Annotated in this window: 14 protein-coding genes; 9 read left to right on the top strand and 5 right to left on the bottom strand. The window is 70.0% G+C overall.

What is annotated here, in order from left to right; translation table 11 throughout:
- Positions 1–232: 232 nt before the first annotated feature.
- A complete protein-coding gene (locus tag ACZ6S0_RS36605) occupies positions 233–2512 on the bottom strand; it encodes a transglycosylase domain-containing protein (protein ID WP_465923897.1) in 2280 nt (759 codons plus the stop codon).
- A gap of 244 nt (positions 2513–2756) precedes the next feature.
- Between ACZ6S0_RS36605 and ACZ6S0_RS36600 the strand changes: the two genes are divergently transcribed.
- A complete protein-coding gene (locus ACZ6S0_RS36600; RefSeq protein WP_090771382.1) occupies positions 2757–3053 on the top strand; it encodes a WhiB family transcriptional regulator in 297 nt (98 codons plus the stop codon).
- A gap of 49 nt (positions 3054–3102) precedes the next feature.
- Here the strand turns inward: ACZ6S0_RS36600 and bagB are convergent, their stop codons facing one another.
- Both bagB and bagA read right to left on the bottom strand, forming a co-directional pair.
- Complete coding sequence (gene bagB, locus ACZ6S0_RS36595) at positions 3103–4230, bottom strand: ATPase BagB (RefSeq protein ID WP_465923896.1); 1128 nt, start codon at positions 4228–4230, stop codon at positions 3103–3105.
- Positions 4227–5228 carry an ATPase BagA gene (gene bagA, locus ACZ6S0_RS36590; RefSeq protein WP_465923895.1) on the bottom strand — a complete coding sequence of 334 codons (1002 nt, stop codon included), beginning with the start codon at positions 5226–5228 and terminating at the stop codon, positions 4227–4229. The genes bagB and bagA overlap by 4 nt, the downstream gene beginning before the upstream one ends.
- Positions 5229–5304: 76 nt before the next feature.
- Between bagA and ACZ6S0_RS36585 the strand changes: the two genes are divergently transcribed.
- The 4 genes from ACZ6S0_RS36585 to ACZ6S0_RS36570 are packed head-to-tail and all read left to right on the top strand — an operon-like array spanning position 5305 to position 7588.
- A complete protein-coding gene (locus ACZ6S0_RS36585) occupies positions 5305–5460 on the top strand; it encodes a DUF4177 domain-containing protein (RefSeq protein ID WP_217708645.1) in 156 nt (51 codons plus the stop codon).
- Positions 5457–5915 carry a RidA family protein gene (locus tag ACZ6S0_RS36580; protein ID WP_465923894.1) on the top strand — a complete coding sequence of 153 codons (459 nt, stop codon included), beginning with the start codon at positions 5457–5459 and terminating at the stop codon, positions 5913–5915. Before ACZ6S0_RS36585 ends, ACZ6S0_RS36580 begins: the two co-directional genes overlap by 4 nt.
- Positions 5916–5970: 55 nt before the next feature.
- Entirely contained in the window at positions 5971–6765 is a 795-nt protein-coding gene (locus tag ACZ6S0_RS36575) for an NUDIX hydrolase (RefSeq protein WP_465923968.1), read from the top strand.
- Positions 6766–6796: 31 nt separating this feature from the next.
- A complete protein-coding gene (locus ACZ6S0_RS36570) occupies positions 6797–7588 on the top strand; it encodes an MBL fold metallo-hydrolase (protein ID WP_465923893.1) in 792 nt (263 codons plus the stop codon).
- Here ACZ6S0_RS36570 and ACZ6S0_RS36565 read toward each other — a convergent pair.
- Positions 7570–8250: a Crp/Fnr family transcriptional regulator gene (locus ACZ6S0_RS36565; RefSeq protein WP_246074851.1), complete on the bottom strand. Its 681-nt coding sequence runs from the start codon at positions 8248–8250 to the stop codon at positions 7570–7572. The genes ACZ6S0_RS36570 and ACZ6S0_RS36565 overlap by 19 nt on opposite strands.
- Before the next feature lie 232 nt (positions 8251–8482).
- Here ACZ6S0_RS36565 and nth point away from each other — a divergent pair, with 232 nt between their 5' ends.
- Positions 8483–9205: an endonuclease III gene (gene nth, locus ACZ6S0_RS36560; protein ID WP_465923892.1), complete on the top strand. Its 723-nt coding sequence runs from the start codon at positions 8483–8485 to the stop codon at positions 9203–9205.
- Between the two features lie 72 nt (positions 9206–9277).
- Entirely contained in the window at positions 9278–9925 is a 648-nt protein-coding gene (locus ACZ6S0_RS36555; protein ID WP_465923891.1) for an NUDIX hydrolase, read from the top strand.
- A gap of 24 nt (positions 9926–9949) precedes the next feature.
- Here ACZ6S0_RS36555 and ACZ6S0_RS36550 read toward each other — a convergent pair whose 3' ends face one another.
- A complete protein-coding gene (locus ACZ6S0_RS36550; RefSeq protein ID WP_465923890.1) occupies positions 9950–10462 on the bottom strand; it encodes a HEAT repeat domain-containing protein in 513 nt (170 codons plus the stop codon).
- 82 nt (positions 10463–10544) lie between these two features.
- Here ACZ6S0_RS36550 and ACZ6S0_RS36545 point away from each other — a divergent pair, with 82 nt between their 5' ends.
- Positions 10545–11735 (top strand): MarP family serine protease, encoded by a 1191-nt coding sequence (locus tag ACZ6S0_RS36545; protein WP_465923889.1) that lies wholly within the window; start codon positions 10545–10547, stop codon positions 11733–11735.
- A 117-nt stretch (positions 11736–11852) separates the two neighbouring features.
- Entirely contained in the window at positions 11853–12830 is a 978-nt protein-coding gene (locus ACZ6S0_RS36540) for an aldo/keto reductase (RefSeq protein ID WP_465923888.1), read from the top strand.
- The last annotated feature ends 2 nt before the right edge of the window (positions 12831–12832 follow it).

The following is a 12832-nucleotide window of genomic DNA, read 5'->3' as shown; positions in this document are numbered from 1 at the left end:
GCCTGCTCGCAAGCTGGAAAGCCCCTATGGAGGGCCGGTGAGTCGGCTCTTCTGCGGGGTTCGCGGAGGTTCGTCCGTTGGAGCCGTCGTACGGGCCCGCTGCTCGAGCCTCTGCGGGGCCGGGCATGCCCCTGTGCAGCCCTCAGCGCCCGTTGGAGGCCCCAGGAGCCCGTGAGCCCCTCCCCAACCCGGGGCCACGGGCCCGTGGGGCGTGAGAGGGGCTCAGCAGCTCTCAGCCGCCCGGCGTGATGATGGGGCCGGCGTCGCCGTTGCCGCCGCGGCCGTTGCCCTGGCCGTTGTTGCCGCCGGGCCCGCCCCAGCCCCCGCCGCCGTCGTCGGTCGGGCCGCCGCCGTTGCCGCGGTCGAAGATGTCGAACGGGTCGTCGGGCCCCGGCTCTTCCTTGTCCTTCTTGGGCTTGGGCGCGCAGTTGGCGGTGCAGCCGCCGAACCGTGACCGGTCGACCGGCGTGAACTCCGTCTTGTCGACCCCCTTGAGCGCCTCGATCATGGAGTCCTTCCAGATGCGCCCGGAGATCGAGGCCCCGTACACGTACGGGTAGTACTGCCCGCCGATCGTGATGCCGATGAGCTTGTGGGCCGAGGTGCCGCGCGGGTCGCCCAGGCTGACGGCGGAGGCGAGGTCGGGGGTGTAGCCGGAGAACCAGGCCGACATGTAGTTGTCGGTCGTGCCCGTCTTGCCGGCCGCGTCGCGCCCGATGCCGCCGACCTCCGTCATCGTGCCCTTGGTGAAGACCCCGGACAGGATGCCGCTGACCGCGTCGGCGACCTCCTCCTCGAGCACCTGCGAGCACTTCGGCTTGTACTGCGTGGCCTTGCCGTTCCTGTCCTTGATCTCGGTGATCGCCAGCGGCTTGCAATACTGGCCGCGCGAGGCGAAGACCGCGTAGGAGCTGGCGATCGTGACGGGGTCGACCTCGTTGACCCCGAGCGTGAACGTCTCGACCTCAGAGAGCTTCTGCCCGTCGGCCCGCTTGACGCCGAGCTTCTTGGCCATCTTGACCACGTCGCAGAGGCCGACCTCTTCCTGCAGCTTGACGAAGAACGTGTTCACCGAGCCCCAGGTGCCGGACTCCAGGGTCTTGAAGCCGCCGCCGCCCTCGCTGGAGTTGCGCACGGTGTGGGTGGGGTCGCCGACGTTCTGGTTCTTGCAGTTCTTGAACGAGCTGTAGCCGCCGGCGGTGTAGCCGGCGGGGGACGGGAAGCCGTCGCCGTACTTGAGCCCCTCTTCCAGCGCCGTGGCGAGCGTGTAGACCTTGGCCGTCGAGCCCTGTTGGAACCCGCGCCCGCCGCCGTGCGCCGCGTCGGCCACGATGTTGTAGCTCATCTCGTTGCTCTGCTTGCTGCGGCCGAACTTCCGCGAGGCGGCCATGGCCTTGATCTCGCCGGTGCCGGGGACGACCATGGCCTGCGAGGCGACGGGCTTGTCCTTGGCGCTGACGTACTTCTTGATCGCCTTCTCGGCGGCCGCCTGCGTCTTCGGGTCGAGCGTGGTCGTGATGCGCAGGCCGCCGCGCTGGAGGAGCTTCCTGCGCTCGTCCTGGTTCTTGCCGAAGTCTTCGTTGTTGAGGATCTCGTACTGGACGTAGAGGCAGAAGTACGGGTATTTGCTGGCCTCGCAGCCACCGGGGACCTCGACGTCCTTGTAGCCCAGTTTCTCGGCCTTGGCCTCGGCGGCCTGCTGCGGCGTGATCACCTTGATCTCCGCCATCCGGTCGAGCACGACGTTGCGCCGCTCGAGCAGGCGCTCCCGGGACTCGGCGCCGATGTTGGGGTCGGTGCGGGCCGGGTTCTGGACGGCGCCGGCGAGCGTGGCGGCCTCGGAGAGGTCGAGCTCGGAAGCCGGCTTGTCGAAGAAGCGCCTGGACGCCGCCTGGATGCCGTGCGCGCCCGCGCCGAAGTAGGCGATGTTGAGATATTTCTCAAGAATCTGGTTCTTGGTGTACTTCTTCTCGATCGCCATCGCGTAGCGCAGCTCGCTCAGCTTGCGGGAGACCGTGGGGGCGATGGCCGCGGCCTGCTCCTCGGGCGTCTCGGCCTTGTTGACCAGCACCTGCTTGACGTACTGCTGGGTGATCGAGGAGCCGCCCTGCGTCACGCCGCCGGTGGTCAGGTTCTTCACGAGCGCTCGGGCGGTTCCTTCCACATCGATCGGCCCGTGCTGGTAGAAACGGAAGTCCTCGATCGCGATCAGCGCCTGCTGCATGATCGGGGCGACCTTGTCGAGGGTCACGGACTGCCGGTTCTCGAAGTAGAACTGCGCGATCCGCTTGCCGTTGGCGTCGAAGAGCTCGGTGCGCTCCGACAGAGGGGGCTCGTCGAGCGCTTCCGGCTTGAGGTTGAGCGCCTCGACGGCGCTCTTGGTGGACATGCCCGCTCCGCCGACCGCCGGCAACGCCACGGCGGCCGCGAGCACCCCGGCGGCGCCTCCCGCGATGACGAGGCGCAGGAGGCTCAGGATGGGGTTGGAACGATCTTTGCCCTGGGCTTGCACGCCTCTAAGAGTACGTCGAAAGACTGGCGTTTTCGGTAGCGCGACACCATTTCGCCTTGACTGACGGGGGTGACTAGTCATTCCCGGTCAAGACAGCCGCGAGAAATTGGTCCTCTGGGGTCTGTCGGCCCGAACGTCTAGTTGCGTACGTTCTCCTCTGCGGCAACTGAATACGGAGGCTCGGCGCCCGCGCCCGTCGGCCCCAAATGACGACTGACCACCTAAGGGGAGTGGGGTCGAACAAATGTGGATCACGGATTGGACCTCCCGTGCCGCCTGTAAGGGTGCGGATCCGGATGCCCTGTTCGTGCAGGGCGCCGCGCAGAACCGAGCCAAGCTCATCTGCCGGGGCTGCCCGGTTCGTACCGAATGCCTCGCCGATGCGTTGGACAACCGCATCGAGTTCGGGGTGTGGGGCGGTATGACCGAGCGGGAACGACGTGCGCTGCTTCGACGGCGGCCCGATGTGGACTCGTGGCGCGACCTGCTCGAGTCCGCCAAGGAAGAGTACGAACGCACCAACGAGTTGATCGCGGGCTGATCCCAGCCCGGCGACCGCGTACGGCCGGCGCCGCCCGCCGGCCGTACTTCTATGCGGTGGCCAGCAGGTCCCCGATCCGCCGCAGTCCGGCGAGATCGTGGACGTCCTCGGACATGGCGCGAACCTGTGCCACGGGCACCGTGGGATGGGCCGAGATGAAATGCTCCTGCTCGCGGCTTTCGCGGGCAGCGAGCTGCATTCGCCCGGCGTGCAGCCGCAGCACCGCCGCGGTGAGCTCGTGCTCGCCCCTCGACTCCAGATCCTCCGCGGCGGCGGCGCTGCGGGCGGCGGAGAGTGCCGAGGCGGGTGACCCGTGCACCCGGTTGACCACGAGGCCGGCCAGGGGCATGCGCTCCTCGGCCAGGCGTTCGACGAAGTAGGACGCCTCGCGCATCGCATCGCGCTCGGGCGCGGCCACCACGAGGAAGGCCGTGCCCGGCGCCTGGAGCAGCTTGTACGTCATCTCGGCACGCTGCCTGAACCCGCCGAACACGGCGTCGAGGGCGGAGACGAACGTCTGCAGGTCCTTGATCACCTGTGCGCCGAGCAGCTTGGTCATCGCCCCGGCCATCAACCCGAACCCGGCGTTGAGCAGCCGGAACGCGCTGCGCCCTCCGGCCTTGGCCGGAGCGGTCAGCAGGCGGATGAACCGGCCGTCGAGGAAGCGTCCGAGTCGCTCGGGAGCGTCGAGGAAGTCGAGCGCCGAGCGCGAGGGCGGCGTGTCGACGATGATCAGGTCCCACTCGTCCGAGCGGCGGAGCTGCCCCAGCTTCTCCATGGCCATGTACTCCTGTGTGCCGGAGAAGCTGGAGGACAGGGACTGGTAGAAGGGGTTCGACAGGATCTGCCTGGCCCGCGCCGGGTCGGCGTGCGCCTCGATGATCTCGTCGAACGTGCGCTTCATGTCGAGCATCATCGCCCAGAGCTGGCCGCCGCCCTTGGGGGAGTCGACCAGCCGCGGCGTGTTGTCCAGCTCGGTCAGCCCCATCGACTGGGCCAGGCGCCTGGCCGGGTCGACGGTCAGCACGACCGCGCACCTGCCGCGCTCGGCGGCCCGCAGGCCCAGCGCCGCCGCGGTCGTGGTCTTGCCCACCCCGCCGGCGCCGCAGCAGACGATGATCCTGGTGCCCTCGTCGTCGAGGATGGCGTCGATGTCGAGTGTGGCGGGCTTCTTCACGCTGCTCCCTGGGTGCGCATGCTCTCTGCCAGCTCGTACAGGCCGGCCAGGTCGACGCCGTCGGCCAGCAGCGGCAGCTCGTACGTGGTCAGCCCCGCCCCGGCCAGCGTCTCTCGTTCTGCGCGCTCCAGCTCGGTGCGGTGGGCGTGCTCGGCGACCTCCGCCGCGAGCGCCTGGGCCAGTGCCGTGGCCTGCGCGGCGTCGGTGACCCCCGCGGCCTTGAGCCCCAGCGTCAGCTCGTCGGCGTCGAACCGGCCCTTGACAGCCCTGTCAAGAGCGGCCTGTGGCAGCAGTGACTCGGCCACCATGTTGATGAAGATCCCGCCGGGGGGAAGCTTCGCCGAGCGAAGTTCGGCCAGGCCGTCGAGCGTCTCCTGCACCGGCATCTCCTCCAGGAGGGTGACGAAGTGCACGGCGGTCTCGGGGGACTTCACGACGCCGTTGACGAGCTCCGAGTGGTTCTTGATGGGCCCGACCTTGGCCAGGCCCGCGACCTCCTTGGTGACGTTCAGGAAGCGCGTGATGCGGCCCGTGGGCGGCGCGTCGAGCACCACCGCGTCGTAGACCCTGCGGCCGTTCCTGCCGCGCCTGCGTACGGCCTCGGTGGTCTTGCCCGTGACGAGCACGTCGCGGAAGCCGGGGGCCACGGTGGTGGCGAAGTCGACGACGCCCATCTTGGTCAGTGCCCGACCCGCCCGGCGCATGCCGTAGAACATCTCCATGTACTCGAGCATGGCCTCTTCTGGGTCGACGGCCAGCGCGTACACGTCGCCGCCCGAGGGGGCGACGGCGATCCTGCGCTCCTCGTAGGGCAGGGGCGGCAGGTCGAAGATCTGCGCGATGCCCTGCCTGCCCTCCACCTCCACGAGCAGCACTTTGCGCCCGCCAGAGGCCAGGGCGAGCGCGAGGGCGGCGGCGACGGTCGTCTTGCCGGTGCCGCCCTTGCCGGTGACGACGTGCAGTCGTACGTCGGCCCAATCCGGGTCCGGAGAGTCCACGATTCGAGGCTACCGAACGGTCACTTGTCGAAAGCCGACGACCACCCTTTGAGATTGCTCACAATAAGCTGCCCCCATGAAGAAGTGGGAGTACCTCACAGCCCCCGTGCTGATTCACAACACCAAGATGATCCTCGACAACTTCGGTGCCGACGGCTGGGAGCTCGTCCAGATCGTGCAGGGCGCCTCGCCCGAGCAGCTCGTCGCCTACTTCAAGAGGGAGAAGCAGTGACGCCTGAGCAGCGGATCGAGGAGCTGGGTCACACGCTGCCCGCGCCTGCCGCGCCGGCCGGCTCCTACCTGCCGGCCGTCCGCACCGGTGACCTGGTCTACACCTCGGGCCAGGTGCCGATGCTGGAGGGCAAGCTGCACCAGACCGGCAAGCTCGGCGCCGACCTCGGCGTCGACGAGGGCAAGGCGCAGGCGCGCATCTGCGTGCTCAACGCGCTGGCCGCGCTGAAGGCGGAGCTGGGCGAGCTGTCCAGCATCCGGCGGATCGTCAAGGTCGTCGTGTTCGTCGCCAGCGACCCTGGCTTCACCCAGCAGCCGCAGGTGGCCAACGGCGCCAGCGACCTGCTCAGCGAGGTGTTCGGCGACCAGGGCAGGCACGCGCGCAGCGCCGTGGGCGTCGCCGCGCTGCCGCTGGACGCGCCGGTCGAGGTGGAGGTGATCGCCGAAGTCGGTTGAGCAGGCATGTGTCACCATGACCGAGAGATGTGCTAAAGGAGGTCATGTGACCGGATTGCCGCTTTCAGCCGAGCTCGCCGCCCGGGCGCGGGACGTGCTGGCCGGCCGGGTCCGTCCGGCGCCGGCCCGAGACGCCGCCACGGTCGTGCTCCTGCGCCCCGGGCCGGAGGTCTACCTGCTGCGGCGCAAGGCCACCATGGCCTTCGCAGCGGGCGCGTACGTCTTCCCCGGCGGCTCCGTCGACGCCCGCGACGCCGACCAGGACGTCGCCTGGGCCGGGCCCTCCCCGGCCGAGTGGGGCGAGGTCTTCAAGGTGGGCGAACGGCTGGCGCGCGGGCTGGTGTGCGCCGCCGTACGCGAGACGTTCGAGGAGTCCGGGGTGCTCCTGGCGGGCCCGGGGCCCGATTCCGTGGTGGCCGACACGACCGGCGACGACTGGGAGGCCGACCGGCTGGCGCTGATCGACCGGAGCCTGGGCCTGTCGGACTTCCTGGCCAGGCGCGGCCTGGTGCTCCGCTCCGACCTGCTCAAGCCGTGGGCCCACTGGATCACGCCGGAGATCGAGAGCAAACGGTTCGACACCCGGTTCTTCGTCGCGGTGCTGCCGGAGGGGCAGCGTACGCGGGACGTGGGCGGGGAGGCCGACCAGGTGATCTGGCAGCGGCCGGGCGAGACGCTCGAACTGGCCCGCGAAGGGGAGATCTTCCTCATGCCGCCCACCCACCACACGCTCGGCGAGCTGACCGCCTACGACCGCGTGGCCGACGTCCTGGCCGCGCACAGAGAGATCGTGGCCATCATGCCCAGGGCCGTGGAGATCGAGGGCGAGCTGCGGCTGGTGACGTCGTGAGCGAGCGGGCGCACGCCGGGAAGGGAACCGGATGAGCGGCCTGCACATCCCGATCGGGACGCCCGACGGCTCGCGTACCGAGCACGCCGAGAACCTGCTCGCCCCCAACCCCTCCGCGATGACCCTCGACGGCACCAACACCTGGGTGTTCGGCGCCGGCGAGGAGGTGGTCGTCGTCGACCCCGGGCCGGAGGACGAGTCGCACCTGCGCCGCGTGCACCAGCACCTCGGGGCCCGCCGGGTCACCGAGATCCTGCTCACCCACGGGCACTTCGACCACAGCGGCGGGGCCAGGCGGTTCGCGGAGCTGACCGGCGCGCCCGTGCGCGCGCTCGACCCGCGCCACCGGCTCGGCGACGAGGGCCTGGCCGACGGCGACGTGGTCACCGTGGCCGGGCTGGAGATCCACGTCTACGGCACCCCGGGGCACTCGTTCGACTCGCTGTGCTTCTGGTTGCCGGCCGACCGGGCGATGCTGACCGGCGACACCGTACTCGGCCGGGGCACCACGATCATCGCCCGCGACGGCGGCCTAGCCGACTATCTGCGCAGCCTCGACCGGCTCAGGGCGGCGGCCGAGAGCCTCGGGGCGCGGGCGCTGCTGCCCGGCCACGGCCCGGTGCTGCCCGACCCGATCGGGGCCCTCGACGGGTACATCGCACACCGGCGTGAGCGGCTCGACCAGATCAGGGCGGCCCGCGCGCAGGGCGCCCGCACCCCGCGCGAGATCGTCAAGATCGTGTACGCCGACGTCGACCGCTCGCTCTGGCCGGCCGCCGAGATGTCGGTGCTGGCCCAGCTCGACTATCTCGACCGGTTGTAGAGCCGGTCGATGTCGAGGATGACCACGGCCTTGGCCTCGATGCGCAGCCAGCCGCGCTGGGCGAAGTCGGCCAGCGCCTTGTTGACCGTCTCGCGCGAGGCGCCGACGAGCTGCGCCAGCTCCTCCTGCGTCAGGTCGTGGTGTACCCGCAGGCCGTCGTCGGTCTTGGTGCCGAACCGCTCGGCCAGGTCGAGCAACTGCTTGGCCACCCGTCCTGGCACGTCGGTGAACACCAGGTCGGCCAGCACGTCGTTGGTGCGCCGCAGCCGCTGCGCGAGCGCGCGCAGCAGGTGGAGCGCCACCTCGGGCCGGCCGGTCAGCCAGGGCCGCAGGTCGTCGTGGCCCAGCCCGGCCAGGCGCACCTCGGTCAGCGCCGTCGCCGTCGCCGTACGCGGGCGCGGGTCGAACAGCGACAGCTCGCCGAACATCTCGCTCGGCCCCAGCACGCTCAGCAGGTTTTCCCGCCCGTCAGGAGAGGTACGGGAAAGCTTGATCTTGCCTTCCAGCACGACGTAGAGCCGGTCGCCCGTCTCGTTCTCGTGGAAGAGCGTCTGGCCCTTGGACAGCTGGACCTCAGTGATGCTCGTGCGCAGCGCGGCGGCGCTCTCGCGGTCCAGCGCGGCGAACAGGGGGGCCTTGCCCAGCACATCTTCGGTGTTCACTCTGCCTCCTCTGCTGCCATTGTGACTCACCCCACTCTGGGCAGCACACACAGGTTAGGGGAATGTGAGAGTGCTCTGGACTTGCCCAGATATGTCGAGTCCAGGGGAAAGGTACAGGACTGCCGCTCCTGTACCGTGACCGGTCCCCTTCCGCACGCCGGGGCATACGCGGAAGGCATGGGGAAATCCCGTCCTGGGTTCAACCCTCCTCAGGAGCTTCTACGCTTGCCGCATGGCGACGAACGCGGCGGGGCGCAAGCCGGAGACCCAGCTCGCACTGGTGCGGCGGGCGCGCAAGATGAACCGCATCCTCGCGGAGACCTACCCGGACGCCCACTGCGAGCTCGATTTCGCCAACCCTCTGGAGCTCCTGGTCGCGACCATCCTCTCCGCGCAGTGCACGGACAAGCGGGTCAACATGGTGACCCCCGTCCTCTTCGCGAAGTATCCGACGGTAGATGACTACGCCGCCGCCGACCGGTCGGAGATGGAGGAGATCATCCGCTCGACCGGCTTCTTCCGCGCCAAGACCAACAGCATCATCGGCATGGCCCAGGCGGTCTGCGGGCGGTTCGGCGGCGAGGTGCCAGGCAAGCTGAAAGACCTGGTCACGCTGCCCGGGGTGGGCCGCAAGACGGCCAACGTGGTGCTCGGCAACGCCTTCGACGTACCGGGCCTGACCGTGGACACGCACTTCCAGCGGCTCGTGCGCCGCTTCGGGTGGACCGAGGAGACCGACCCGGTCAAGATCGAGCACCTCGTCGGCGAGTTGCTGCCCCGGCGCGAGTGGACGATCTTCTCCCACCGGGTGATCTGGCACGGGCGCCGCATCTGCCACGCCCGGCGGCCCGCGTGCGGGGTGTGCCCGCTGGCCGGGCTCTGCCCCTCGTACGGCACCGGCCCCACCGCCCCCGCCGAGGCGTCGAAGCTCGTCAGGCCGGGCCCGTTCTCCTGACCAAGGGAAGCTCCTACCACGGGAAACCATTACCACGGGAAGCCATTCGCATGACGTCGTGTTGGAGGATGCGTGACTCAAGTGCCCGACTGGCTGGAGAGACTGGCGGCGCAGGCGCAGCGGATCGGGGTTCCCCCCGTCCTGCGGCCACCGGCGGGGCGCGGCCGCGCCGCCGCGGTGCTGATGCTGTTCGGTGAGGGTCCGAACGGGCCCGACGTGCTGCTCATCCAGCGCAGCACCCGGGGGCGCAGGCACGCCGGCCAGCCGGCCTTCCCCGGTGGCGGCGTCGACCCCGAGGACGCCGGGCCGATCGAGGCGGCGTTGCGCGAGGCCGAGGAGGAGACCGGGGCCGACCCGGGGGGCGTCCACGTCCTGTGCACGATGCCCGAGCTCTACCTGACCTACAGCGACAACCGGGTGACCCCGGTGATCGCCTGGTGGCGCGAGCCGTCGGCGGTGCACGCGGCCTCGCCCGACGAGGTCGACTCCGTCGAACGGGTGCCGATCGCCGAGCTGGTCGACCCCGGCAACCGGATCATGCTCCGCCACTCCAGAGGCACGGCGGGGCCGGCGTTCCGGGTGCGCGGGATGCTGGTGTGGGGGTTCACGGCGATGGTGCTCGACACGGTGCTGCGCGAGGCCGGGCTCGAACTGCCGTGGGACCCGACGCGTACGGAGGAGCTGCCGCCCGAGGTGGTGAACCTGGCCTCGCGGCGGTGAGCCGGGCGCTCGATCCCGCCCCGGTCAGCGGGCCGCTCTGAGCGCGACCCCGAGCGAGGCCCAGCCGGCCACGTCGGCGTCGCTGTCGGCGGCCAGCGCGCGCAGCGTCTCCAGGCCCGCCCGGTCGGGGGGCTCGCCGAGGACGTGCTGCAGCGCGTACGCGGCTCCGTACCTCACTCTGGGGTCGTCGTGGCGGGCCAGGTCGATCACCGACGGGAGCGAGCGCGGGTCCGCCAGATGGCCGAAGGCGATCAGCACCGAGTAGAGCACCATGGCGTCGTCCTCGCTGGCGGCCAGATAGCGCAGCACCGGCAGCGTACGGTCCACGAACGGCCGCAACATCCCCATGATGTCCACGCCCAGCAGCCGCTCGGCGACGGTGTCGGCCGCGCACAGCCGCCGTGCCTCGATGAACGACTCCAGGTCGCCCCGCTGGCGCAGCAACGAGATCACGTGCCAGCGCAGTGGCCCGTCGGGGTCGGTGTCGCGCAGCGCTGCCTGGATGAGATCGCGCACTGTTCCCTCGTCCGGCGGCATACCGCCCAAGATAGCCAGGTGGGTGACGCCGTCCTGATCGAAGACGTGCACACTTGACCGGATCCCTGGTTACCTTTGAAACGTGCGCGGTGATCTGCTTGACCTCATCCTGATCGGCCTGGTGATCGCCTTCGGCATCTCGGGATACCGGCAGGGCTTCATCATCGGAGCGATGAGCTTCGTGGGGTTCGTGGGCGGCGCCGTGCTGGGGGTGTTCATCGCGCCGCCGATCTCCAAGGTCGTCGTCGACGGCGACACGCCGCAGGCCCTGCTGGCGATCGTGATCGTGTTCCTGGCCGCCACGATCGGGCAGTTCGCCTCCTCGACGCTGGGCGCGGTCGTGCGCAGCCACGTCACGTGGGAGCCGGCCAAGGTCGCCGACGCGGTGGGCGGGACGTTCGCCAGCGGGCTGTCGGTGCTGGTCATCGCCTGGGTGATCGGCTCGCTGATCGTCTCCACGTCGTTCTCCCCGCTCGTCGACCAGGTCAAGAACTCCGCGCTGCTGACCACGGTCGACGACGCCATCCCGCAGGCCGCGCGCAACTGGCAGCAGCCGTTCAAGAAGTTCATCGACCGCTCCGAGTTCCCGCCCGTCTTCGACGCGATCGGCGCCGGGCAGCTCATCGACGTGCAGCCGCCCGACCAGAGCGTGCTGCAGGGCGCCGAGCTGTCGCGGGCCCGCCGCGCGATCGTCAAGGTCCAGGGCAACGCCCAGAGCTGCAACAAGCACATCGAGGGCACCGGCTTCGTCTACGCCCCCGGCCGGATCATGACCAACGCCCACGTGGTGGCCGGAGTCAGCCGCGACCTTGAGGTCATCGACTCCACCAACACCCGCCACACGGCCACGGTCGTGCGCTACAACCCGCGCCGCGACATCGCCATCCTCTACGTGCCCGGCCTCGACCTGCCGCAGCTCTCCTTCGACGGCGACGGCTCGCGCGGCGACAACGCGATCATCGCCGGCTTCCCCAAGGGCAAGGGCTTCACCGCCGAGCCCGCCAGGATCGGCAGCAAGCTCACCGCCGAGGGCCCCGACATCTACCGGGCGAACACGGTCAGCAGGAAGGTGTACGCGATCCGCGGCCAGGTGCTGCCGGGCAACTCCGGCGGCCCGCTGCTGACCGTCGAAGGCAAGGTCTACGGCGTGATCTTCGCCGCCGCCACCAACGAGGAGCAGACCGGCTACGTGCTGACGGCCGAGGAGGTCGCTCCCGACGCCTCGGCGGGCCGCACCGACACCACACCGGCCAGCACGCAGGAGTGCGACTAGTAACGCGCCTCTGACCAGTAACCTCCAGCCAGCTCCAGGAAGGGACCTCCCTTCCGCACGCCCCCATGTGATAGCTTCTCACAATGTGATAGCCAATCACATCCTTGAGGGGGCGTCATGACGACACGCAGACTCGGCCGCACCGACATCGAGATCAGCCCCATCGGCCTGGGGTGCATGCAGTTCTCCGGCACCGGGAACGTGGTGCGCTGGATGATCAGGCCCATCGACCAGGAGACGGTCACCTCGGTGGTGCGGGCCGCCCTCGACGGCGGCGTCAACTGGTTCGACACGGCGGAGATGTACGGGAAGGGCCAGTCGGAGGAGGCGCTCGCCGCCGCGCTCAAGACGTGCGGCATCGCGCCCGGCGAGGTCACGGTGGCCACGAAATGGGCGCCGCTGGGCCGCACGGCCGCCGACATCACCCGGACGATCGGCGACCGCCTGCGCCACCTCGGCGGCTTCCCCGTCGGCCTGCACCAGATCCACATGCCCACGGGGTCGTGGTCGAGCATCCCCGCCCAGCTCAAGGCCATGGCGGCGCTGCTGAAGTCGGGCGAGATCCGCTCGGTCGGGGTGAGCAACTTCTCCGCCAGGCAACTCGTGCTCGCCCACCGGGTGCTCGCGGCCGAGGGCGTCACCCTGGCCGCCAACCAGGTACGCGTCAACCTGCTGCACAGGAACGTCGAGCGCGACGGCGTCCTCGACGCGGCACGCAGGCTGGGCGTCACGCTGATCGCGTACTCGCCGTTGCAGGGCGGGCTGCTCAGCGGCCGGTTCCACGACGACCCCGCGCTGGTGAGATCGCAGCCGGTGATGCGCCGCTTCTTCGGCTTCCTCGACCGGCGGGGGCTCAGCGCCCAGGGGCTCGCCCGTACCAGGCCGCTGGTCGACGCCATGCGCGCGATCGGCGACGCGTACGGCGTCTCGGTCTCCCAGGTGGCGCTCAACTGGGTGATCACCCGCTACGGCGACACCGTCGTGGCCATCCCCGGCGCGTCCAAGCCCCGGCAGGCGGCGGACGCGGCCGCCGTGATGGAGTTCCGGCTCACCGAGGCCGAGATCGGCAAGCTGGACGAGCTGTCGCTAACCTGAGG

This window comes from Nonomuraea sp. NPDC051298 (genome assembly GCF_055586305.1).
This window is presented reverse-complemented; position numbering and strand designations above follow the sequence as displayed.